At 33.0% G+C, this 23,472-nt stretch carries 21 protein-coding genes; 11 read left to right on the top strand and 10 right to left on the bottom strand.

Translation table 11 applies throughout. The annotated features are described in order from the left end of the window. Positions 1 to 3: 3 nt before the first annotated feature. From QYS48_RS04250 to cas6, 8 genes are all read left to right on the top strand, one after another. Complete coding sequence (locus QYS48_RS04250) at positions 4 to 1,338, top strand: RagB/SusD family nutrient uptake outer membrane protein (RefSeq protein ID WP_308357653.1); 1,335 nt, start codon at positions 4 to 6, stop codon at positions 1,336 to 1,338. A gap of 11 nt (positions 1,339 to 1,349) precedes the next feature. Next, positions 1,350 to 2,330 (top strand): hypothetical protein, encoded by a 981-nt coding sequence (locus QYS48_RS04245; RefSeq protein ID WP_308357652.1) that lies wholly within the window; start codon positions 1,350 to 1,352, stop codon positions 2,328 to 2,330. Positions 2,331 to 2,343: 13 nt separating this feature from the next. Then, complete coding sequence (locus tag QYS48_RS04240; protein ID WP_308357651.1) at positions 2,344 to 4,140, top strand: fasciclin domain-containing protein; 1,797 nt, start codon at positions 2,344 to 2,346, stop codon at positions 4,138 to 4,140. 80 nt (positions 4,141 to 4,220) lie between these two features. Continuing rightward, positions 4,221 to 6,449, top strand: coding sequence for a T9SS type A sorting domain-containing protein (locus tag QYS48_RS04235; protein WP_308357650.1), 2,229 nt, complete (start codon positions 4,221 to 4,223; stop codon positions 6,447 to 6,449). After that, a complete protein-coding gene (locus QYS48_RS04230; protein ID WP_308357649.1) occupies positions 6,446 to 6,943 on the top strand; it encodes a hypothetical protein in 498 nt (165 codons plus the stop codon). The genes QYS48_RS04235 and QYS48_RS04230 overlap by 4 nt, the downstream gene beginning before the upstream one ends. A gap of 77 nt (positions 6,944 to 7,020) precedes the next feature. Continuing rightward, positions 7,021 to 8,112: an AI-2E family transporter gene (locus QYS48_RS04225; protein WP_308357648.1), complete on the top strand. Its 1,092-nt coding sequence runs from the start codon at positions 7,021 to 7,023 to the stop codon at positions 8,110 to 8,112. A 13-nt stretch (positions 8,113 to 8,125) separates the two neighbouring features. Further along, positions 8,126 to 9,223, top strand: a complete 1,098-nt coding sequence (gene ychF, locus QYS48_RS04220; protein WP_308357647.1) for a redox-regulated ATPase YchF — start codon at positions 8,126 to 8,128, stop codon at positions 9,221 to 9,223. 64 nt (positions 9,224 to 9,287) lie between these two features. Further along, a complete protein-coding gene (gene cas6, locus QYS48_RS04215; protein ID WP_308357646.1) occupies positions 9,288 to 10,067 on the top strand; it encodes a CRISPR-associated endoribonuclease Cas6 in 780 nt (259 codons plus the stop codon). Here cas6 and QYS48_RS04210 read toward each other — a convergent pair. Then, a complete protein-coding gene (locus QYS48_RS04210; RefSeq protein ID WP_308357645.1) occupies positions 10,045 to 11,361 on the bottom strand; it encodes a type IX secretion system plug protein domain-containing protein in 1,317 nt (438 codons plus the stop codon). The genes cas6 and QYS48_RS04210 overlap by 23 nt on opposite strands. A 58-nt stretch (positions 11,362 to 11,419) precedes the next feature. Between QYS48_RS04210 and QYS48_RS04205 the strand changes: the two genes are divergently transcribed. Both QYS48_RS04205 and QYS48_RS04200 read left to right on the top strand, forming a co-directional pair. Further along, positions 11,420 to 11,968: a sigma-70 family RNA polymerase sigma factor gene (locus QYS48_RS04205; RefSeq protein ID WP_308357644.1), complete on the top strand. Its 549-nt coding sequence runs from the start codon at positions 11,420 to 11,422 to the stop codon at positions 11,966 to 11,968. Beyond that, positions 11,952 to 13,361, top strand: coding sequence for an outer membrane beta-barrel protein (locus QYS48_RS04200; RefSeq protein WP_308357643.1), 1,410 nt, complete (start codon positions 11,952 to 11,954; stop codon positions 13,359 to 13,361). Before QYS48_RS04205 ends, QYS48_RS04200 begins: the two co-directional genes overlap by 17 nt. A gap of 13 nt (positions 13,362 to 13,374) precedes the next feature. Here QYS48_RS04200 and QYS48_RS04195 read toward each other — a convergent pair whose 3' ends face one another. The 9 genes from QYS48_RS04195 to QYS48_RS04155 form a co-directional block, all read right to left on the bottom strand. Continuing rightward, positions 13,375 to 13,824: an ArsC/Spx/MgsR family protein gene (locus tag QYS48_RS04195; RefSeq protein WP_308357642.1), complete on the bottom strand. Its 450-nt coding sequence runs from the start codon at positions 13,822 to 13,824 to the stop codon at positions 13,375 to 13,377. Positions 13,825 to 14,209: 385 nt separating this feature from the next. Continuing rightward, entirely contained in the window at positions 14,210 to 14,914 is a 705-nt protein-coding gene (locus QYS48_RS04190; protein WP_308357641.1) for a DUF6048 family protein, read from the bottom strand. After that, positions 14,901 to 15,536, bottom strand: a complete 636-nt coding sequence (locus QYS48_RS04185) for a hypothetical protein (protein WP_302103499.1) — start codon at positions 15,534 to 15,536, stop codon at positions 14,901 to 14,903. Before QYS48_RS04185 ends, QYS48_RS04190 begins: the two co-directional genes overlap by 14 nt. A gap of 46 nt (positions 15,537 to 15,582) precedes the next feature. After that, positions 15,583 to 16,239, bottom strand: a complete 657-nt coding sequence (locus QYS48_RS04180) for a DUF4159 domain-containing protein (RefSeq protein WP_308357640.1) — start codon at positions 16,237 to 16,239, stop codon at positions 15,583 to 15,585. Between the two features lies 1 nt (position 16,240). Beyond that, positions 16,241 to 16,885: an HAD family phosphatase gene (locus tag QYS48_RS04175; protein ID WP_308357639.1), complete on the bottom strand. Its 645-nt coding sequence runs from the start codon at positions 16,883 to 16,885 to the stop codon at positions 16,241 to 16,243. Positions 16,886 to 16,942: 57 nt separating this feature from the next. Then, complete coding sequence (dprA, locus tag QYS48_RS04170; protein WP_308357638.1) at positions 16,943 to 18,049, bottom strand: DNA-processing protein DprA; 1,107 nt, start codon at positions 18,047 to 18,049, stop codon at positions 16,943 to 16,945. Between the two features lie 24 nt (positions 18,050 to 18,073). Further along, positions 18,074 to 18,409 carry a MerR family transcriptional regulator gene (locus QYS48_RS04165; RefSeq protein WP_308357637.1) on the bottom strand — a complete coding sequence of 112 codons (336 nt, stop codon included), beginning with the start codon at positions 18,407 to 18,409 and terminating at the stop codon, positions 18,074 to 18,076. A 6-nt stretch (positions 18,410 to 18,415) separates the two neighbouring features. Next, a complete protein-coding gene (locus QYS48_RS04160) occupies positions 18,416 to 19,624 on the bottom strand; it encodes a CapA family protein (RefSeq protein ID WP_308357636.1) in 1,209 nt (402 codons plus the stop codon). A gap of 72 nt (positions 19,625 to 19,696) precedes the next feature. Continuing rightward, entirely contained in the window at positions 19,697 to 20,674 is a 978-nt protein-coding gene (locus QYS48_RS04155; protein ID WP_302103505.1) for a M23 family metallopeptidase, read from the bottom strand. Between the two features lie 167 nt (positions 20,675 to 20,841). On the opposite strand from QYS48_RS04155, the gene alaS reads away from it, so the two are divergent. Beyond that, the gene (alaS, locus tag QYS48_RS04150) at positions 20,842 to 23,472 is read left to right on the top strand and encodes an alanine--tRNA ligase (RefSeq protein ID WP_308357635.1); all 2,631 of its coding nucleotides are present in this window, start codon (positions 20,842 to 20,844) and stop codon (positions 23,470 to 23,472) included.

The following is a 23,472-nucleotide window of genomic DNA, read 5'->3' as shown; positions in this document are numbered from 1 at the left end:
AACATGAAAAATATATTATATATATTCGTTTCTCTTTTTATAATAACTTCTTGTGAAAGTTTTTTAGAGGAGACACCTGTAAATATCATAACAACTGATCAGGTGATTGTTGACGCTGAGAGTGCTGAAACGGCAGTGCTTGGTATATACTCGAGATTGCAAATTGGTGACGGTGGTTATGGAAACCATAACATTAATCTACCAGGTGTTGCAAGTGATGAAATGGTTCATAGTGGATCATTCCCAACTATAGCTGAAATTGATGATAATTCAATGAGTTCAAATAATGCGACTACTGATGAAATTTGGGAGGAGCACTATACAGGGATTTTCCAAAGTAATAATGTGCTTGAAATTCTAGATCAAAATCCAGATTTACCTGGATTCACAGAAGGTTCTAGAGCAACAATTATAGGACAAGCTAGATTTTTACGTGCATTATTCCACTTCAATTTGGTAAATATGTATGGAGATGTTCCTTTAGCAACAACAACAGATTTGGAGACATTATCGTCAATATCACGTACTAATAGTTCTGAAGTAATTAGTTTTGTAATTTCTGAAGCTCGTCAAGCAGCATCTGAACTTGAGAACGCTGAATTAGGTAATGATGTTCAGTACAGAGCTAATTTTTGGGCTGCTAAAGCACTTGAAGCTAGAGCACTTTTGTATTCTGGTGATGTTTCAGCAGCTGGAAGTGTAGCGAATGAAATCATTGAAAGTGGTGAGTTCAGTTTAGCAGATAATTATTCTGATTTATTTCAGCCTGGTTCTGTAACAAATGATGAAATCATATTCTCTATTTTCTTCAGTAATGCTGATCAAAACGGAAATGCTTTTCAACATTTACCTTCTGGTAGATTCGAGTATGCAGTTTCTCCTCAACTTCAGGCTGCTTTATTTGCAGATGAAAATGACTCCAGAGCAGATTTAATTGCCCTAAATGAAGGTGATGCTTTAGGAAGATATCATTTTAATAAATATACTGATATAGGTACAGGTACTGATGGGGTTATTGTATTCCGTCTTGCCGAAATGTATTTGATAAGAGCGGAAGCTAATTTAGGTACCGCTGCTGCAGTAGCTGATATTAATACTCTAAGAGCTAGAGCAGGTGCAGCTCCTATTTCAAATGCTACTTTAGATGCTGTATTAAACGAAAGATTTGTAGAATTATATGCAGAAGGGCACAGATGGTTTGATTTAATTAGAACTAATAATGCGGTTCCTGTTATGTCTGGAATTAATTCAGGATTTACGATTGATGATACTCTATTTCCAGTTCCAAATAGAGACATCTTGCAGAACCCTAATTTATCACAAAACTCAGGTTATTAAATCAGACAATTATGAAGAAATTTAATTATATATTTGGTATAATCTTTTTGGGGGCTTTTCTTTTTAGTTCTTGTGAAGAAGCTGAGCTATACCCTAAATTTGGAGAAGAAGATGGGCAATCATCAGTTAGTTTTGTTAATGCCTCATCTAATGTAAATGAGAGTCGTACTATATCTTATGCAGATGGTACATCTGTGTCAGGAGGGGCGAATACTGAAATTCAATTGATAAGAAGGTCATCTGACATTTCAAGTGAGTTATCTGTGGCTGTATCATTTACAGCTACTTATGTAAGCGATAATGATTTCGTAACTGCTGGAGAAGATGCTTCTGATGCATTTAAAATTGTAGATGATTTGAGTAGTATTGTATTTAATGCAAATGAAGCAACTGCGGCTTTCACAATCACTACTGTTGATGATGTATTACCTGCAGGAGATGTTCAAATTGTTTTTGAAATCACTTCAGTTTCAGATAATAAATATCAAATTGGAGAACAGTCAGGAAATAGCAGATCAACTACAGTGCTTACTTTGATTGATGATGATTGTCCAATTGATGTTCCAGGTACTTGGGAAGGTGTTTATGAAGTAAGAGAATTCCCAGCTGCTCCAGGGTCTTTTAATGAAGGATTTACCGTTGGTGCTGCAGCTGGTTTAACAGTTCTTGTTGAATTAGATGAAAGTGATCCTTTAGGTGCTTCAGTAATATTAAAGCCTACTGAATCAAATTCATTATTGGTTGATGAAATGCCAATGACATTTGAGGTATGTCCTCAAACCGTATTAATTGGTCCAGATGCTTATACTTTAGCATTTAACCAAAATGGTGCACCTGCTTCGATTGGTAGAACTGATGAACCAGCAACTTACGGAAATGGAACTTTCAATCCTGATGGCTCAACGTTTACAATAGTTGTTTCTTACGGAAACACTGCTTCAGGATTAGTTTTTGATGAGTTCCTACTCACTTTAGATAGAGTTGAAGAATAAAAACATGAAAAATATGAAAAAATTTAAATATATATACATTGTTTTTGCAATGGCTTTTCTTGCGGCCTGTGGTTATGAACCAGAGGTTGAAAGAGCAGGTTCTAGACCTGATATAACGACTACACAATTATTAGATGCAAGAGGTTATAGTATTTTAAATGAAGCTATTTCTCATGCTGGTCTTGATGATGTATTGCAAGGAAGCGATTCTATTACTTTACTTGCTCCTACTAATGAAGCTTTTGAAATATTATTAAGTGATTTAGGAGTTCAAAGTATAACGGATGTACCAGCTGAAAATGTTGCAAATATCTTATCTTATCACGTGATTGGTTCTCCGGCTTTTTCAGGTGGATTACCAAGAAGTATATCTGCATTAGATGGTAACACCTTGTTTTTTACTACTGCTAATGGTGTTAGTGTAAATGGAAAGGCAGCTGTAGTGGAACCTGATTTAGTCAGTAATGTTGCAGTTGTTCACGGCTTAAATAAAGTTTTAGATATTCCAGCAGGAAACCTTCTACAACAAATGCAAGCTAATGATTCATTATCAACATTAGTTACTGCTATTCAGGCTGCAGGACTTGAGTCTTTATTCACAGGCTCAACTGTTCATACAATTTTTGCGCCTACTAATAGTGCTTTTGATGGTGTAGATGTAAATGCATTAACCCAAGAACAATTAGTCGACATCTTAGGGTTTCACGTGCTTGAAGGTGCTGCATTTTCTCAGGAGTTGCCTGTATCTGGTAGGTTAGCAACTATACAAGGTTCTACAGCAGACGAGGTTCAGGAAATTGTAAAAAATGAGAACTCATTAAATGGATCTCAACTTATTTCCTTAAACCAAGTAGCAAATAATGGATTAATTCATGTTGTTTCAGGACTAATTCTAAAGCAATCTACTGCAGCAGATGTATTTAGTGCTAACACAGATGTGACAGGCTTTGATGGTTTCGGTCCTGATGCATTTGGAAGTATAGTAGAAGGTTTAGGATATGGTTTATCTTTTGCAGATACTTTAAGTTACTACACTCCACTATTTGGAGCTAATTATGCTTCATTTGCTTCTGATGCTGATGCACTAGAGTATTTGGAGAATCATACTTTTGAAGGAAGAGTAAATCTTTGGAACTTAGACAATGGTACTAAAATATCAAGTATCAATGGTTCTGAATATTATATAGTTACGGGTAGTGTTCAAGGTAGCGATGTGAATTTCATCAACGGAGGTGCAAGAAATGCGTTTACTGCTGGCGGAGTGCCAACTACTGATCTTTTAGGTACTTATTACTTCTCTACTTTTGGGTTGCCAAATGCTTCATTTAATCCATTACCAGAGGAGAATGTTGTAGAAGTATTAGCTTCTGATGCTGATTATTCTTTGTTTGTGGCATTAGTGGAGAGATTAGGTTTAACTTCAACTTTATCTTCAGGAGACCTTACTGTTTTTCCTGTTAGCAACACTACTTTTACGGACGCTACGGGATTTACTACAGTAGAACAGATTGACACCTTAAGTAATGAGGATGATGCTGAACTCTTAGCAGATTTAGAGGAGATAGCCTTGAATCATGTTGTTGATGGTGTTAATTTTTCTGCGCATATTGCAGGATTTTTGCCAGCACTTGAAACTTTAGGAGGGACTACCTTACAGTTTGCTTTTGTAAGGGATGCTACAGGGGCTGAATCAATTGCGATTGTAACTGACGTTGCTGATCCTAACTTAAGTAATGTTGGTTTAGTTTCAGTAGATAGGCCAGCTAATAATGGTGTTATTCATGAAGTTGATTCTTTTATTAGCTTCTAATAATATATGTTTTTTTAAAAAAGGGTAAACTTTCGTTTACCCTTTTTTGTTTCTTTTGTATTAATTAAGTATTTATTACAATGAAAAAACTATTACTCTTAATAATTAATTTCTTTCTTTTATTAAATTATTCATTAGCTCAAGATTGTGGAACCACCATTTCAGAGGAAGAATCAATCCAATTAGAAAAGTTACTTCAATCAAATGCAACTTCTTCCAGAAGGTTAGTAGCTAATGATGCCGTAGTGAATATTCCTTTGAAGTTTCATTTATTCAGACGGACTGATGGATCAGGGGGGTTAAATCAGTCACAAATCGATAATTTAATTGCTCAAGTAAATGATTACTACATAAATGCTAATATGTTATTCTTTCAAGAGGGCGATATTAATTATATTGATGATGATGATATATATGATTTTAATGCTGATAGTGAAGGGGATGCTACTGTAGGGAACACTGTTACGAATGTTGTCAATGTTTATCTTTTTAATTCTATTCAATTATCAGGCAACCCATTATGTGGTTACACCAGATTTCCGCCAAGTGCTGATAGAGTTTTCGCGGTATACTCTTGTGTTACCAATGGTAATACAACACTAGAGCATGAGCTTGGACATTATTTTACTTTGTATCATACACATGGTACTACTAATACTGGTACCACAGATGAGTTAGTTAATCAATCAAATTGTAGATCAGCAGGGGATAGATTATGTGATACCCCAGCGGATCCAAATTTATCTGGACAGGTCGACAGTAACTGTGCATACATAGGAGGCGCAACAGATGCTAATGGTGATATATATAAGCCAGATCCCAGTAATATCATGTCTTATGCTCCAGATAGGTGTGCAGACAAATTTTCTAGAGACCAATATGATAGGATTAGGACGGGTTTTGAAAATGGTAGATCAAACTTGCGTTTCACTTCTGAATCATTCATAGCTACGATAAATGCTGATTTAAAAGAAGTATGTGTTGGCGAGAGTACTAAATTTTCTGTTAAAGCTTTCGGTGCAACTGAGTATAATTGGACATTCGAGGGTGGTGAACCGTCTACATCAAAGAGTCAAAATCCACAAGTTACATACAATAGTCCAGGCTCTTTTAAAGTGATATTAAATGTTTCAAATAGTGCTGGTCAATCATTAGTGGTAGAGCAAACTAACTATATAAGAGTAAAAGATCCTTCTCTTAATGCCATTTCTGGTATATTAGAAGAAAACTTTAGTAATAATTCTAATTTCTCTTCTAGATTCATTATTGAGAATCCTGATAATTCCTTAACATTTGAACAAAAATCTTTATCTTTAGATGATAAGTCAACTAATCTTCTTTTCGTAAACAATTTTGATTATAATTCTGAGGCTTTACCCCAAATTGATGTATTAAAAACTGTTTCTTTTGAGAATACGGGTGCTAGAAAATACTTTATAGAATTTGAATATGCATATAATAATAAAACTATTGGGTCAGGTCTCTCTAGTCAAACGATTAATGATTCATTACAAATTGAAGTTGGGAACGAATGCGTAGGTCAATATGATGTGATTTTTAAAGATGGGGGTTCGTCATTTGTTACAACTGATCAGTCATCGAGTATAGCATTTGAACCTAATCAGTCAAACGAATTTAAAACTGTGGTTCGTGAATATATACCTTCATCAGAAAGTGATTTTTTACAGTTTAAAATAAAGAATATTTCCTACAACGGAAACAATCTGTATATAAAGAATATTAAAATTACACCTGATTATTCTTTAGTCCCACCGTCTAATTTCCGATATGTTGGAATTGAAAATGACAGTATTATCTTTAGGTGGTTAGATAATTCTATAAACGAAATGGGTTTCATTTTAGAAGCATCAGAGGATGAGGTCAATTTTACAGATTTTGCCTCAATAGCTTCAAACAGGCAACTTTTTAAGTTTAGTATTGATGAAGTGAATGATTACAGATATTTCAGATTGAAAGCAATTGGTGTTAATGATTTTGAATCTGACTATTCGACTATACTAAGAATCGATAATTCAATACTATCAAATACTGATATATTTGAAGATGAAATATTTATTTATCCAAATCCAGTTAAGAATTCATTTTATGTTGAATTAAATAGCACTCATTTAAATAAACCAGTTCAATATCAGATAATTTCTCTAAATGGTAATGTGATATTAGATGGTTTTCTAAACCAGGTGAATAATTACATTGATATTTCAAATATTGAAGAAGGAATATACTATATCAATATAATTAATAGCAATCAATCAAATATTAAATCAAAAAAAATTATTAAGCTATGATTAAATCAGTATTTCTTTTCATAATCTCTATCTGTCTTTCATTTACATTACTAGGTCAAAGTTCACAAATATCTGAAAGTGGAGGAGTTATTATGTTAATTGATCTTGAGAAAAGTAACACTGCAAATTTTGAAAGAGGTAGTTATAATGGTAAGCCTCATGTTCTTGGTGATACGATAACTTCTCTATTAGATAAAGTGGAATCTACCTATGTTTATTATAAGGAATCCACTGGAGCTTACTCTTCAATGGAAAAAAATATAGAAAAACCTATAATATATTCATCGCTTCAAAAAGTAATTAAGTATTATGATAAATTACTTAGAAAAGATAAAATAGAATCACAAAAGGCAAAAGAGGATCTTTTATTAATTTTAAATAATGGAATTGCTTTAAAGAATTTCAAAACAGAAACATTTGAATTAAACTTAAAGGCTACTAGAAATAAAGCCGAACTTGCGAGATTATTCGAAAAAGTAAGGTTCCAGAATTGATTTTATATGATATTTAATTAAAATGAATATACTTGTATTAAAAAGGAGACTTAGTCTCCTTTTTTTATATTAGAGCTATGAACAGGTTAAAGCCTATATTGTACTTAATTGGGGGTGGGATATTACTTTATTTAGTAAGTCTCCTTTTTTCTGATATTTTGATATATATCATTATTTCTATGATTATATCAACCATTCTAAGGCCTTTGGTAAGTTATTTAAATAGTCTGTATTTTTATGGTTACAAGCTACCGAAAATATTTACTATTATTATTTCTTTTAGTGTTTTAATTGGTTTTATAATCCTATTTGTAGGTTTGTTTATCCCCTTAGTATCTGAACAAATACAAATTTTAAGTAAACTTGATTATGATAACCTTTACAGCAAAATCACAACTCCTATACAAGCTGTAGAGGTATTTTTAATTGATTCCATTCCTAACATTGGATCAGAAGGCTTTATAATCGACAGACTTAAAGATAGCATTTATAGCTTTGTTCAAACAGTGGATGTCAGTTATATACTTAATAATTTAATATCAATTACAGGGAGTATTTTTGTTGCAATTTTAGCGATTAGCTTCATTACTTTTTTCTTATTATATGAAAAAGGATTAGCTAGAAGAAAGCTAATTCAACTAATTCCAAATAAGTATTTTGAAGTCTCAATGGGAGCAATTTATAAAATTGAAAAGCTTTTATCTAATTATTTATTAGGGCTTCTTTTTCAGATGATCTCAATATTTACAATTGCTTCTGTTGGCTTGAGCATTTTAGGAATAAAATATGCTATTACAATTGCAGTTTTTGCAGCTGTTGCTAATTTGATACCCTATGCGGGGCCAATTTTAGGGGCCTCTTTTGGTATTATCGTAGGAGTTACTACAGGAGGTATATTTGAATTCAATAACGAATTGCTTATTCTAGTTATAAAAATTATTTCTGTTTTTGCAGTAGTTCAGATTACAGATAATATACTTTTACAGCCATTAATTTTTTCAAAAAGTGTAAAAGCACATCCATTAGAAATTTTTGTTATTATCTTTGCAGGCGCATCCTTGGCGGGAGTAATTGGAATGGTAGCAGCCATTCCAGTGTACACCATAATACGGGTTATTTTAATAGAGCTTTACCAAGGATATACACAATATAAAATTTTTCAGAATTAAATAATTATATTTCATGGGTTTACAATGCGGAATAGTTGGTTTGCCAAATGTGGGTAAATCTACTTTGTTTAATGCACTTTCTAATGCAAAAGCTGAAGCAGCAAATTTCCCTTTTTGTACTATTGATCCTAATGTGGGAGTTATTAGTGTTCCTGATGAAAGATTAGGTATATTAGAAGAGCTAGTAAACCCAGATAAGGTAGTTCCAACCATTATTGAATTTGTAGATATAGCAGGGCTTGTTGCAGGAGCCAGTAAAGGAGAAGGTTTAGGAAATAAATTCTTAGGCAATATTAGAGAAGTAGATGCTATCGTTCATGTTGTTAGATGCTTTGAAGATGATAATATCACACACGTTTCAGGAAGAGTTAACCCTGTGGCTGATAAAGACATAATTGATACGGAATTGCAATTAAAAGATTTAGAATCAGTCGAGAAAAAAATTCAAAAGTGTGAAAAAATTGCTAAATCTGGTGATGCAAAAGCCAAAAAGGAATTAGCAGTATTAAATCAGTATAAAGCTGTTTTGGAAGATGGTAAAAATGCCAGAACATTAAAATTATCTAAGGAAGAAAAAGAACCAGTTAGAGATTTAATGCTTCTTACAGATAAGCCCGTTATTTACGTGACCAATGTAGAAGAATCTGCTGCTGTTGAAGGGAACGATTTGGTTAAAAAGTTCAAGGAGTATGTAAAAGATGAGGAAGCGGAAGTAATTATTGTAAGTGCTGCAATTGAATCACAAATAGCAGAGTTTGATGAGCCTGAGGAGAAAGCAATGTTTTTGGAAGAATATGGTTTAACTGAATCAGGCTTAAATAAATTGATTAGAGCCTCATATTCAATATTGGATCTTATCACCTATTTTACTGCTGGAAAACAAGAAGTTAGGGCATGGACTATTAAAAAGGGATGGAAAGCCCCACAAGCTGCTGGAGTAATCCACACTGATTTTGAGAAAGGTTTTATTAAAGCTGAGGTGATCAAATTAGATGATTATAAGCAATATAAGACAGAGCAAGCTTGCAAAGAAGCAGGAAAAGTTTCGATTGAAGGGAAGGAATATGTAGTAAAAGATGGCGATATCATGCATTTTAGGTTTAATGTGTAAATTTTTATAAGATTATTCAAACAATTTTCTTGCACGCTTGGTCTAAAAAAATAAAGAAGAGGCTGTGAGAGTTAGATTAATTTTTAAGAATAAGGAAAAGGGAGCTAATGTTCCGTTCCATCATCAATACTATTTATTTAGATTTTTTAAAGGTCTAATCAAAAAGTGTGGGAGAGAGGAGTATGCGAATTTTAAACATTATAATTTTTCTGGTTTAAAAGGGCAGACTACTGTTAGTAAATCAGGTTTACACTTTTATAGTTCTAAAATAACAGTTGTTTTCTCGTGTTCTGATAAAAATTTTATTGATTCTATCATAGAGGTTCTATTTAGTTTACCTGAAGTTAAGCTTAATGGACTAACTATCATACCACATGAGGTAGAGCTCGAAAACCAGATAGAATTTGGTGAAGAAACTAAATATATTTGTATTTCACCTTTGATTTTATTGAATCCGGAATTTTCAAGCGATATCGGGAAGCGTTTTATCCATCCTGAATCTGATGAGTTTGTTAATCAGCTTGAATCAGCATTATTTAGTCAAGAGACTTTGGGAGAGTTGGGAGGTTTTGAATTTTTACCTGATAAGAACTATCTCAAAAAATTAGAAGATAGAGGAAAAAAATATTCCAGAGTTTATCCTTTATTCGATCAAGATGTCCCTTACGAGGTAAGAGGATATACATTTCCATTTACACTCAAAGGTTCACCTGAATTGCATCAATATTTATTTGAAAACGGCCTTGGCTTATTTAACGATAAAGGATTTGGAATGCTTGACCTAGCGGAGGTAACTCCTGGTAGTAAGACGATTCCTTATTTTACTGGGCAGCTCGAGAATTAAACTGAGTATACCCAATTAATCTATCATACCTCAATTGAGGACTATGATAGTATATTAAGATATCATAGTCATTTTCGGTAGCATAGAAATCTCCTTCTATACTGGTTGTTTTGTCATTTTTAATAAGGTAGCTGTATTCGTAATAACCTTGTTTTAAAAGAATATTATTATAATAAATTCCAGTATTAGGATTGAACTTCATTCTACTGTCATTATTGAGGTGCCAATTATTAAATTCTCCTACAACATAAATTTCTTCTTCTATTCGAGGATATTCAAGTCTAAATTCTGTTAAAAAATAATCAGAAACTAGCGCTGTATTTTGTCTTTCTCTATTTCCAATAGCAAATGTACCATTTCGGTCTTGCCATTCTCTGTATGCCTGTGAATTTCTTTCTTGATCTATATTTAGTGTAATGCTAATAGGATTTGATTCTTTATTGATGTTTGTAACTCCATTTCCTTTGAAATTCACAGTAGATATATCAAAGAATCTATATTCATTATTGCCAGGGAATGTTAATTCACCATTATAAAATTTATAAGTAAGTTGATTATTTCCATTAGATATTCTTAATGGGTCTGGGGCTACTTTTGAATAAATCCAGTTGCTGTTTTGGCGAATTACGGCCTGAATATCAGTAGCAGGATTTAAAATATTAATATTTCCTAATCCAACTTCAAATTCTAGTTCTTGATGAGTCCTTCTTTTTGTTACGACATTAGGTGTAGAAATTTTATAATTTATTCCTGCTTTATTTTCATAAACCATAAAACGTTCACTCAATACAATATCCCTTTCATCATTACCATTATTTACTACTATTAAATAATTTCCGGATAACTTTACTTCTGGAACCATCCATTCGTAGTGGATATAACCTAATTTTGTATCAAATGAAAATTCGAATTCTCGGATCGGGAATTGGTTAAACTCTTCTAAATAGTCCATTGCTTGTAGATTACTTTTACCACTCCAATCTTTATTGCAATGGTAAATTTTTGCAAAATACTGCTGTTGTTGGTCGTTGATGTCGTCAAACGTTAAGACTAGTCTTTCATTTTTGCCTAATTCCAAAACGGGATTATTAGTAGAAATCATCTGTGATGCTCGGAATTTCACTAGTTGTACAGTTCTTATTTGTTCTTTATAGCTAGTATTAATGTATTTTAAATCGGGATAATATCTATTTGTATTTGAATTATCATAAGTAGACTGGTTTACCGGGACACAACGAAATAGTAAAAAAGCGATTCCCAATACGGTAATTAAAATTTTTAAATTTAGTTTCATTCCAACCTTTAATTTGTAATTTGGGTCTAATATAAACAGAATCCTTAAGGTTTTTGTCATGCCTAAAACCACAGAACTTATTAAGGGTTGCCAAAAAGGTAACAGAAAGAGTCAATATGAGCTCTACCAGCAGTTTTCCTCAGGGATGATGGCGGTAGCTATGCGCTATTCTAAATCAACCTTAGAGGCAGAAGACATTCTGCAAGAAGGCTTTATTAAGGTATTTGAAAATATTAAGAAGTTCAGAGGTGATTCAAGTATAGGCTATTGGATTAAAAGAATTATCATCAATACTGCACTAAACCATCAGAGAAGTAAATTATATCTTTATCCGATGGTTGACGTTGAGGAAATTAGAGAAGGAGTTGACTCTCTTTCGGTAGATAATTTGGCAGTAGAAGATCTTATGGAATTAGTTCAAAATTTGCCAACTGGTTGTCAGGTTATTTTCAACTTATATGCGATAGAAGGTTATCAGCATAAGGAAATTGCAAAGATGCTTGATATAAGTATAGGAACTTCAAAATCACAGTACGCCAGAGCAAGAAAAATATTAATAGAACAAATTGAAAAGCAAAGTAAGTGGGGGAATGAAAGATTTCAATAAAGATAATTTTAATAACTCAATCCGTAAAAAGTTTGCGCAAGCTGAAGTACAGCCAGGTAATGGTGTATGGGAAGCTATTGAAGCAGATCTTTTAAAGCAGGATAATAGAAGAATGCAAAAAAGAGCTGCTTTTTATAGAAATCTTGCGGCTGCAGTTATATTCATTGCTTTGATTTCTATCTATTTCAATCTTCAAGACTTTACAATCGGAAATAAAAATAGCACACAAACTTCTATAATCCCGGTAGAGTTGAATGATGATAATGCTCAATTAATTGTAAGTGATAACGATATAGTTGTAAGTCAACCTGAGGCAGGAAATAAATCTAAAAGTCAGTTCGTGGATAATGGCAGACAAAATAGGAATCAGTTTGCATTGATTGGGGATAAGCAAAATCAGAATAAGAAAGGCGCCATACTAATAGCAAAGAATGATAATTTTGATAATGAGTTAAATCAAATTTTTATTCCCAAATCGTCTAATAGTATTGCTAGACTAGACAAGCTTGATAGTAGAACCCCTGTTGATTTTAAACTACCAGAATTTGAAATAGAAGTAAATGAGGTAACTTATTTTGCTGTTAGTGAAATTGTTAACAAAGAAAAATCAGGCTTTTCGTGGAATACAAATTTAAATTTAGGATCTGGTAATTTCAATCCTAATTCTGAAATAACAGAAACACCAGTGTTTTCAACAGTTTCTTCCTTAAACAACCCTGGAACCAGTGGTAGAACTACTGCAGAATTTATGGATGTTGTAAATGAAGAACGAGAAGCTGTGGAAAATTCAAGTTCTGCACCAATGGAAGGAAGCTTGTCCTTTACATTTGGTGTTAATTTTGGAGTGTCGTTAAATGAAAGATGGAATATTAGATCAGGTGTGCAATATGGATCATACAGGTCATCATCTATGAGTAGTACTGTGTTAAGAGATAGAAATAGCGATGAACTATATCCTTATCATGGAGCCAGCAGCTCAACAGAAATTTCTGATGGGAGAGTAGTAAACGTTACTTCCGAATATGACCTTTATAATGATTTTCAGATATTCACTGTACCGTTAATGGCTTCATATAAAATAATTGATAGAAAGTTTGATGTTTCCCTGGTTGCTGGATTATCAGCTGATGTTATCGTTAGTAATACACTAAAGGGTGCTACTGAAAAAATAAATGAAGTTAGATTTGATAGAAAAGACAGGCAATCGTATAAAAATATGTTTGCCAGTAGTCTAGCAGGTTTGGAAATTAGTTATCCATTTAGTGAAAAATATGCAGTTAGTGTAATGCCTACTTATAAAAGAGCACTTTCAAATATCACATCTGAAAATGCTACTTTTAATAGTACTCCTTCATTTGTAGGTCTTAATATGAGTCTAAACTATATGTTTTAATTATCAGATTAGATTAATCATCTGATTCTCCTTTATTGGCATATTCACTTTTAATTTCTTTAAATGCCATATCCAATTCATTAAAATCATAAGGAGATTTAATGAATTTTGCAGAACCTTTGGATTCTAAAATCGGAGTCTTTACTATTTGAGGATGATCTTTAATTAAGGTTAATAAATCATCTTCATCAAATTCTTTTCCCTTTAGAATATCTTGATAATAGTCATTATTAGTATTGATTAAATCTTGGATTTCTACACCAAGCTTTTGAGCAATTTCTGCCCATTGTCTTTCCGTTAAATAAACCTTTTCAATATCAATTTCATTTATATAATGTTGATCAATTGATTCAGCATATGCTAAAGCTTCTCTCTCTTTAATCTGATTTTTATTATAAATGAATTTGAGTTCCATATCTGATTTTTTCATTTCATTATCCATATGTGTATATACTATATGCATATGTTAATGTTTAGCTAATAGCTTAAAAATCAATCGTATACTCTAAGGTAAGATTAAGATAGGGATTTGCATGTCCAATCTTAATAACTGAAAAACTTTGTTATTGGTGGTTCCTTTTGGGAGATGAAGTAGAATCAAATATGTATTTATTTGATTGCTCGTTTATAATTGGTTTGAGGGACATTATTTTCTATATGAGGTATAGTATTAGAATTTCTGTCATAACTTCAAATAAAAGTTTAGAGTCTTCAGCTAATCATAACAGCTTAATTTCAGGATTTTATTGTAGGGGAACAACTAAGCTTGACTGATGGGATCTAAGAGAATAAAAATCTCAATTAAAAGTTTGCTTAAACTACAAATAAAAGTTTTAGACTATATAAAATTAAAACAGCGGAATTCTAAATTTAATATATAGGTTAAATTCAGGGTTTAGTGCAATATTGGTTCTTCCGTAACCAGGTATATTTTTAATTTCTACTACGTCAAATTTGTCATATTCTTGAAGATATTTCAGTCGGAATTTAAATCCAGCAGATAAAATGTCTGGAATTTCTGTGCCAAATAATCTTCTAACATTTTTTTCTGAGGACAATACGAATTCAAACCAAGTAGCTTTTAAGTTTGGTCTTGATAATTCATTTGTTTCATTAGGAAATACTGGATTTTCTATTTCATAAGAAATGGTTTCATCAAAAGAGGCTTGCGCATATCTTAATCCTAGAAGTAGAAAATTGTTAGGTATAACGGTTAAGTGATAATCTACCCCCACTCTGTAATAATTACCAGATGAGATATAATCTGCATTATTATATGCTTCTTCAGGCCTTAATTCTGCAATTCCATATTCTCCTATTGCCGATACTTTATCAAAAAACTTTAGATTAAGTGCACCTTCCCACTTCTGGCTTTCATCAATCAATAAAGTATGTAATTTAAGATAATCAAATGCAATACCTAAACTTAAAGTTTGAGCTACCTTCCTATCTTTCTCAGTGGTATTAACAGCAGTTGAATCTTGAGCAGAAACCTTTGTTAAGATTAAGGAAAAGCTTAATAGTATAAGTAGGATTAATTTAGATTTCAACATAAATTTCTAGTTGATTGCTTATGCATTCATTAATTGGTGTGCAACCGAATGGGCCTCTAATTGAATCAAAGCTGTGTTCGATTATTTCAAGACTTTTAGCTGATTTAGTTATTTTATTATTGATGATCGTATCAAACAATTCATATTTTATTTTTAGATATTCTTCCTTTTCAACAAACTCAATAGCAATAGCATAATCTGATTCATCTTGATTTGTATTAATAGGGATTCTGAAAAGCTTTAAGCTATCAGATCCATTTTTATCTTCAAATAAATTTTTTTCTCCATTAATAGAGGCTATGCTAATTAATTTGCTGTTAGTGTCTTTAATTAAATCATTTATTAAAGTTAAAGAATCACTTTTCACTGTTTTAGCGTTATTCAAAGCTTGCTGAATAGAAGAATTATCCGGATTCGCCAAAGCATCATCTATCGAATCGATTTCAGTTTCTATTCTTGCTTTATCTACTATTAAAGTATCTAATGAGCTCTTGTTGAGAATGCTTAATTTAAAGTAGGGGTAGGTATTTTCAGGACCACAATCATCACATGGTTCACATGCCCAAAATAGTGTGGAAAAAATAATTATGCTTAGTAAGACTTTTCCAGCAATTTGCTTCATGGATGCAAAATTAAACTTTCTAATTGATTTTTAATATGCTTTTGGATTAATCCTGCGTGAAGGCAAAACTTATAATATTAGCTCCCATTTTTAAAGCTTTTTGTCTTACTGACTCAGGATCTTTATGAATACTTGGATCCTCCCAACCATTCCCTAAATCACTTTCATAGGAATAAAAGCATACAACTCTGCCTTCATAAATAATGCCAAAGCCTTGGGCTGGTTTACCATCATGCTCATGAATTTTGGGCAAACCATCGTCAAAATCAAATTTTTGATGATAAATAGGATGGTCGAAAGGGATTTCAATAAAATCAGATTCAGGAAAAACCTTTTTCATTTCTAATCTGATAAATTGATCTAGTCCATAATTATCATCAATATGTAAAAAGCCTCCTGATAAAAGATAATTTCTAAGGTTTTGGGCTTCATTATCTGAAAAAACAACATTTCCATGCCCAGTCATATACAAATATGGGTATTGATAAATTTCATTACTTCCCACTTCAACTACATAGTTTTTATTATCAAAAGGAATCTTTAATTCTTCTTCACAGAAATTAAGAAGGTTGGGCAGAGCTGTTTTGTTGGCATACCAATCTCCACCCCCATTATATTTGAGCTTTGCAATTTTAATGTCCTGAGAATAGGCAAAGCTTAGAATTGAAGAAAGTAATATTGTTAATAAAAATTTTTTAATCATTTTAAATCAATTCAGTAAAGTCTTTTACTTTTAATTTAACATCATCAGGCAATTCTTCCTTTTTAAGAGAAGTATATAATCCTATGACGTCCATTCCTGCATTTTTAGCGGATTGTATACCTGCTAATGCATCTTCTAACACAACGCAATTTTCCGGAGAAATATTCAGTTCTTCAGCTGCTTTTAAATAAATCTGAGGATCAGGCTTTCCTTTTATTACCATAGTGCTATCAATTACTGCATCAAAATAGCTTCGTATATCTAAGCCATCTAAAGTGAAATCTGCATTTGCAGTAATGGCAGAAGTAGCTACTGCCATTTTTAATTCTTGTTTTTTGGCATCTTCTAAAAACTCAAGCAATCCTTTTGTGGGAGCTAAATCTTTACGGTACAAGTCACGGTAAATCTTCTCTTTTTCCTCTGCTAATTCCATCACTTCTGAATGTGTAGCATTCGGTTTTAACTCCAATATAACCTCTTGAATGGTTCTACCATTATAATGATTTTGAAATTCCTCATTGGTAACGTTTTTACCGAATTGTTTTAAGAATAGTTGTAAAGCTTCAATGTGATACGAAATATTATTGATGATCACACCATCCATATCGAATATGATGGCTTTTTTATTGGAGAATATTGGGTGCATATAAAAGATTTAGAATTTAGAATTTAAATCTATAGATTAATTATTGATTTTAGAACTTTATGCCATTTTAAACCTATTTCCAGGTAGCGATTTTATCAATCCTTGCATTTCTAAATTCAAGAGTATTCCTGCTAATTGATTTAGGCTTATTTGACTTTTAATACTTAAAATATCTATAGATAACTCTTTATTGTTTTGAAGAAGGGTATTAATTACATTTTGCTCGTCTTGACTTAAGACACTTAAATCAATTACTTTCTGTTTAATCTCAGCTTGCTTTTCCAGCTCCCAGTTCATGATATACAATATATCATCAACAGTTTCTACTAAATGTGCTTTATGCTGTTTTATGAGTTTATTACAACCCTCGGAATATTTGTCTCCAATTCTTCCTGGAAATGCAGCCACTTCTCGGTCGTATGAATTAGCTAATTCAGCTGTAATTAAAGCACCGCCTTTTTTGGCAGCTTCCACTACAATCACTAAATCAGCCATACCTGCAATAATTCTATTTCTGGCAGGGAAATTAAACGCATCAGGCTTTGCTCCAAAAGCTTGTTCACTAATGATTCCACCTGAATTCAGCATTTCATTTACGCTTGCTTTATGAGCAGATGGGTAAATAACATCAATTCCAGAGCCTAATACAGCATAAGTAGATAATTGATTCTTAAGAGCAGCCCTGTGCGCATAAATATCAATTCCATATGCTAAACCACTTAAAATAATGGGGTTTAAAGGACTTAGCTTTTCTACTATCTCTTCCGTTAATCTTTTACCATATTCCGTAGCATTTCGAGTACCCACAATCGCTATTGTGGGTTGCTTAGCATTTAATGGAAAATTCCCTTTTGTATATAAAAGAATAGGAGCATCTGGGATTTGCTTTAATCTGTAAGGATAGTTTTGATCAGTATAACTAATGATTCCGACATTTTGCTGTTTGGCTTTTAGATATTCTTTTTCTGCAAAGTCAGTAATTTCAGCGCTTTTTAAACTGTCAATTGTTTTTTTACCAATTCCAGGAACCTTGATAAGTTTAGAATAGGGAAGATTCAATACAGCCTGTGCAGAGCCACAATAGCTGATTAAATTTTTGATGGTGACATTTCCAATTTTGGGGATTAGATGAAGGCTCATCAATGCCTTTTCTTCGGCATTCATATGGGTTTTGGTTGATGATTGTTTTTAAATATTCTCTTTAATCTCGGTTAAAAAGGTTCTTATTTTTCTCAATGAATCGAGCATTTCCATTTTATCTCTTACTTCATTAGAATCATTTTTAAGCATATCTTTTGCGCCTTGTAAGGTAAAGCCTTTTTCCTTCACCAAGTGATAGATGAGCTTTACGTTTTCAATGTCTTCTTTAGTGAATTGTCTATTACCTTTTCTATTCTTTTTAGGCTTGATAATATCAAATTCCCCCTCCCAAAAACGAATTAATGAGGTGGCAACATCAAATTGTTCAGCTACTTCACCAATGGTGTAGTATTTTTTCTCTATGGTTTTTTCCTTATATGGCACAGCTTCTTAAAATTGATCTTGAATATAGCGAATATTACCTTCGGGGTCAATTAAAATTTTAGAATCCTCGAAATCTTGTTCAGTTAATTCTTTAATTTTTTGTGCAGCCTTATGGCTTATATCTATCTCAGGTATTCCAGCACCCTTTTGCACTGCTGAAATAATTTTTCCGTTTATAAAATATCCATCATCCGTTATCCAGATTTTTGCGATTGGAGCTAATCCATTTTCGCCTCTTAAATTAAATCTTCCATAGGTAGCGAAGTTTCCTAAGCTATAAGCAATAAATCTGTTTTTATATACTTCAATGGCTCTGGCAACATGGGGCCCATGGCCAAAAATAACATCAGCACCTTCATCTATAAGGGCATGTGCAAATTCATATACGTTTCCTCTATTTTCACCATAGAAATATTCTCTTTCTCTGGTTACATGCTGATATTTTTTTCCTTCAGCCCCACCATGGAAAGACACAATAATAACATCAGTCAAACTATCTAAATGCTTGATAATACCTTTCGCAGCCTCCAAATCATTTATGCTTTGTGTTCCATTATTCGGTGAGAAGGCTGCAAAACCATAGCTTACTCTATCTTTTTCAAAAATTGTATAAGGTTGAGTCAATTGGCCTGCATGGTAAATACCGAGGCTGTCTAGAACTCGCATTGTATTTTTTCTTCCTGTTTCACCAAAATCACCAGCGTGATTATTTGCAAGGCTCATCATATCAATCCCAGCATCCACATAATGTTGTGCTAGGTATTCAGGACTTCTAAAAATATAGCATACTGAAGGATCTGAACAATGCTTTGCTTCACCACCTTCATTCAAGATCACTCCTTCCTGATTTCCGAATGTTAAGTCTGCATCTCTTAAAACATGATCTACAGAAGAAAGCATGTATTTTCCTGAATCTTGCGGTAAGTAACCTTCATGAGGGAAATTGGTACCGATCATGATATCGCCAACTCCAATTAAGCTAATAGTATCCTGTTCCTTGGGATAAATGGCAAGCTCTACCTCTTCTTGAATTATAACAGTATCTTTTGATTCTATTATAGTGGTGTCGACTAATGACTCTGAAGGCTTTGGATCTAGCTCTTCTCTTAATTCCTCCTTATTTACATCATTTTTTGAGCTTTGAACAGTTTGACTTGTTTTACATGCTGAAAAAATAAATATAAAAGCAATAAAGATAAATAGTCTATTAATCATTGTATTGTAATGAATATAAAAGGATAAAAAAAGCAGTCAGAAAGACTGCTTTTCATATTTTAAAATGTTGGCTTATCCTAAAGATTGATTTTCTCTAGACGACAATTCTAATAGTTTTTCGTATTCCTCATCCGAAACATCTTGGTAGAAATAGTGAACCGGATTGATCGGGCTACCATCTTTATGAATTTCGTAGTGAAGGTGTGGAGCAGTTGAAGTACCTGTAGTACCTACAAAACCAATACAATCCCCTCTTTTCACTTTATCCCCTCTTTTCACATTGAATGATGACATGTGGGCATATTTAGTAACGAAACCATAGCCATGGTCTATCACTACTAATTTTCCAAAACCACCGAAGGTTGTTCTTACTAATACAACTTCACCATCGCCAGTAGCATAAATTGGAGTTCCTCTAGGAGCAGAGAAATCGCAGCCTTCGTGCATTCTCACTACTTTCAGAATTGGATGCATTCTCATTCCGTAACCAGAGGCTAATCTTTTTAATTCTTTATTTGGGATAGGCTGTATAGCAGGTATAGAAGCCATCATTTCTTCTTTGTTCTCTGCCATCTCTAAAATCTCATCATAAGATTTTGTTTGGATGTACATTTGCTTCTTCACCTTATCCAATTCCTGCATCATGCCAAGAATAAGATTTTCACGCTCTAATTCACTTTCAATAATATTTTTGTAACGCTCAGCACCCCCAACACCAGCAGATCTAATGCTAGAAGGGATAGGTTCAGCACCCATTATGTTGCGGTATACTTCATCATCTCTTTCTTGTAAAGAGGATAATACCTTCTGAACATTATTTACTTCTTTTTCCATCATTTCATAATAGAATTGAAGTTCTTTGTTCTCTTTTTTCAATTGAGCCTCTTTTGGAGAGTCAAAATAAGCATTATAACCAATTATAATACCTACTGCTAAAATTAGCGAGACAGACAAAAAGCCCAGTAAATTCAAAAAAATGTCCCACTTTGATACTTTTACTCGCTCGTATCTACAAGTTTCTGTATCGTAATAGTATTTAATTCTTGCCATTCCGTTTTAGACTCGTTAAAAACTTCTAATTTTGTGTCCGGATTATTTAATCCGCAAAATTGCATAAAGGTTCATCAAAAATCAAATTTTTTGTTGATTCTCAACGCGATAGGCAAATATAGAAAAAATATTTTAAAGTAAAACATTAAATACAAATACTTTACTCTATGACTTCCAGGGAGATACGTAAAAAGTTCTTGAATTTCTTCGAAGAAAGACAACACAAGATAGTGCCTTCAGCACCAATGGTAATTAAAGATGACCCTACCTTAATGTTTACAAATGCAGGGATGAATCAATTTAAAGATTACTTTTTAGGGAACAAAGTGGCCGAAGCAACCCGTGTTGCTGATACTCAAAAATGTTTGCGCGTATCCGGTAAACATAATGACTTGGAAGAAGTAGGTCATGATACTTATCATCATACCATGTTCGAAATGCTAGGAAACTGGTCTTTCGGGGATTACTTTAAAAAAGAATCCATTGCCTGGTCATGGGAATTGTTAACTGAAGTATTTAATCTTCCAAAAGAAAGATTGTATGTGACTGTATTTGAAGGAGATGAAAAAGATAATATTCCGTTTGATCAGGAAGCTTTTGATTTTTGGAAGGCTCATATTGATGAAAGCAGAATCTTAAAAGGCGATAAAAAAGATAATTTCTGGGAAATGGGCGATACAGGTCCTTGTGGTCCTGCATCTGAAATACATGTGGACTTAAGAGATGAAGCTGATATTGAAAAAATCCCTGGAAAAGATTTAGTAAATAACGACCATCCGCTAGTAGTTGAAATATGGAATCTGGTATTTATTCAATTTAACCGAAAAGCGGACAGCAGTCTGGTTCCTCTGCCAGCTAAACACATTGATACTGGAATGGGCTTTGAGCGTATTTGTATGGCAGTACAAAACAAAAAGTCTAATTATGATACAGACGTTTTCACTCCTTTATTAGATGAAGTAGCAAAAATATCTGGAAAGAAATATGGTGAATTAAGTAAGACTGATATTGCTTTTAGAGTAATTGTAGATCATATACGAGCAATATCGCTTTCAATTTCTGATGGGCAATTGCCTTCCAATAATAAGGCAGGTTATGTGATTAGAAGAATTTTAAGAAGAGCGGTTCGCTATGGCTATACTTTCTTAGATTTAAAAGATCCATTTTTATACAAGCTGGTTCCCATTCTGGCTCAACAATTTGAAGATGTATTCCCAGAATTAAAAGCACAGCAAGAGTTGGTTGAAAAGGTAATTAAGGAAGAAGAAACAGCTTTCTTAAGAACTTTAGAAAATGGATTGAAAAGATTGGAGTCTATCAAATCTGAATTATCATCTTCTAATAATAAGTTGATCTCAGGTGATGTGGCTTTTGAATTGTATGACACTTATGGTTTTCCATTAGATTTAACAGCACTAATTGCGAAAGAGAATGGCTTAGAAGTGGATGAAAAAGGCTTTGAGCAGGAAATGACCAAGCAGAAAGATCGCTCTAAGTCAGCGGCTAAAATGGAGACGGGTGATTGGCAGATCGTAAATGAAGGCAGTGATGTTGAATTTATAGGATATGATGAGGTAAAATCAACATCAAAAATTTTAAGATATAGAACGGTTAAAAATAAAAATAAGGAGCAAATACAGTTAGTACTCAATAAAACTCCTTTCTATGCTGAAAGCGGAGGGCAAATAGGCGATACTGGTATTTTAAAAGTTGGGGATGAAACCATAAAAGTTTTAGATACTAAAAAGGAGAATGACCTGATCGTTCATTTTGTAAATAAAGTGCCTTCAAATTTAGCAGCAGAGGTACAGGCTGAAATTGATGAAGATAGAAGAAGAAGGATTGTTTATAATCACTCTGCTACTCACTTATTACATGCAGCTCTAAGAGAAGTTTTAGGGGATCATGTTCAGCAGAAAGGTTCATTGGTTTCTGAAAAGCTTTTACGTTTTGATTTTTCTCATTTTTCTAAAATGACGGATGCGGAAATTCTTAAAGTAGAAAGAAGAGTAAATGAGAAAATCCGTGAGAATATTCCTCAGCAGGAAGATAGGAACATACCCATTGCGGAAGCCAAAGATAAAGGCGCTATGGCCTTATTTGGTGAAAAATATGGTGATTTCGTAAGAGTAATTACTTTTGATCCTAATTATTCTGTTGAGTTATGTGGAGGAGTTCACGTACCTGCAACAGGTAATATTGGTCAATTTAAAATCACGACTGAAACTTCAGTTGCAGCGGGAATTAGAAGAATTGAAGCCGTTACAGGGGAAAGAGCAGAAGAATACATCTTAGACCAAGAGGATGTTTTGAATCAAGTGAATGCTTTATTGAAAAATCCTAAAGACTTAGCTCAAGCTGTGGAGCAATTGATGAAGGAGAGAAATGAATTGCAGAAAGCTTTAGAAAAGGAACAGTCAAAACAAGCAGGTCAATTAAAAGATGAGTTGGTAAAAGATTCCGAAAAAAGAGATGATATAACTTTTATCATTAATAAAATCACTTTACCTAATGCAGACGCATTAAAGAAGCTTTCTTTTGAATTGAAAAACGAAATAGATAATTTATTTGCAGTTTTAGCATGCAATGTTGACGGTAAACCTCAAATCTCAGTGGTAATTTCTGAGAGCTTGGTTGAAGCTAAAGATTTAAATGCGGGTAAAATAATCCGTGATTTAGCGAAAAATATCCAAGGTGGCGGTGGAGGACAAGCTTTCTTCGCAACTGCTGGAGGTAAAAAACTTGAAGGTTTATCAGATGTAGTGGATCAGGCTAAAATATTAGCAGCTGGAATTTAA

It is taken from the genome of Marivirga arenosa (assembly GCF_030503895.2).
In the GTDB taxonomy this organism is placed as follows: Bacteria; Bacteroidota; Bacteroidia; order Cytophagales; family Cyclobacteriaceae; genus Marivirga; species Marivirga arenosa.
This window is presented reverse-complemented; position numbering and strand designations above follow the sequence as displayed.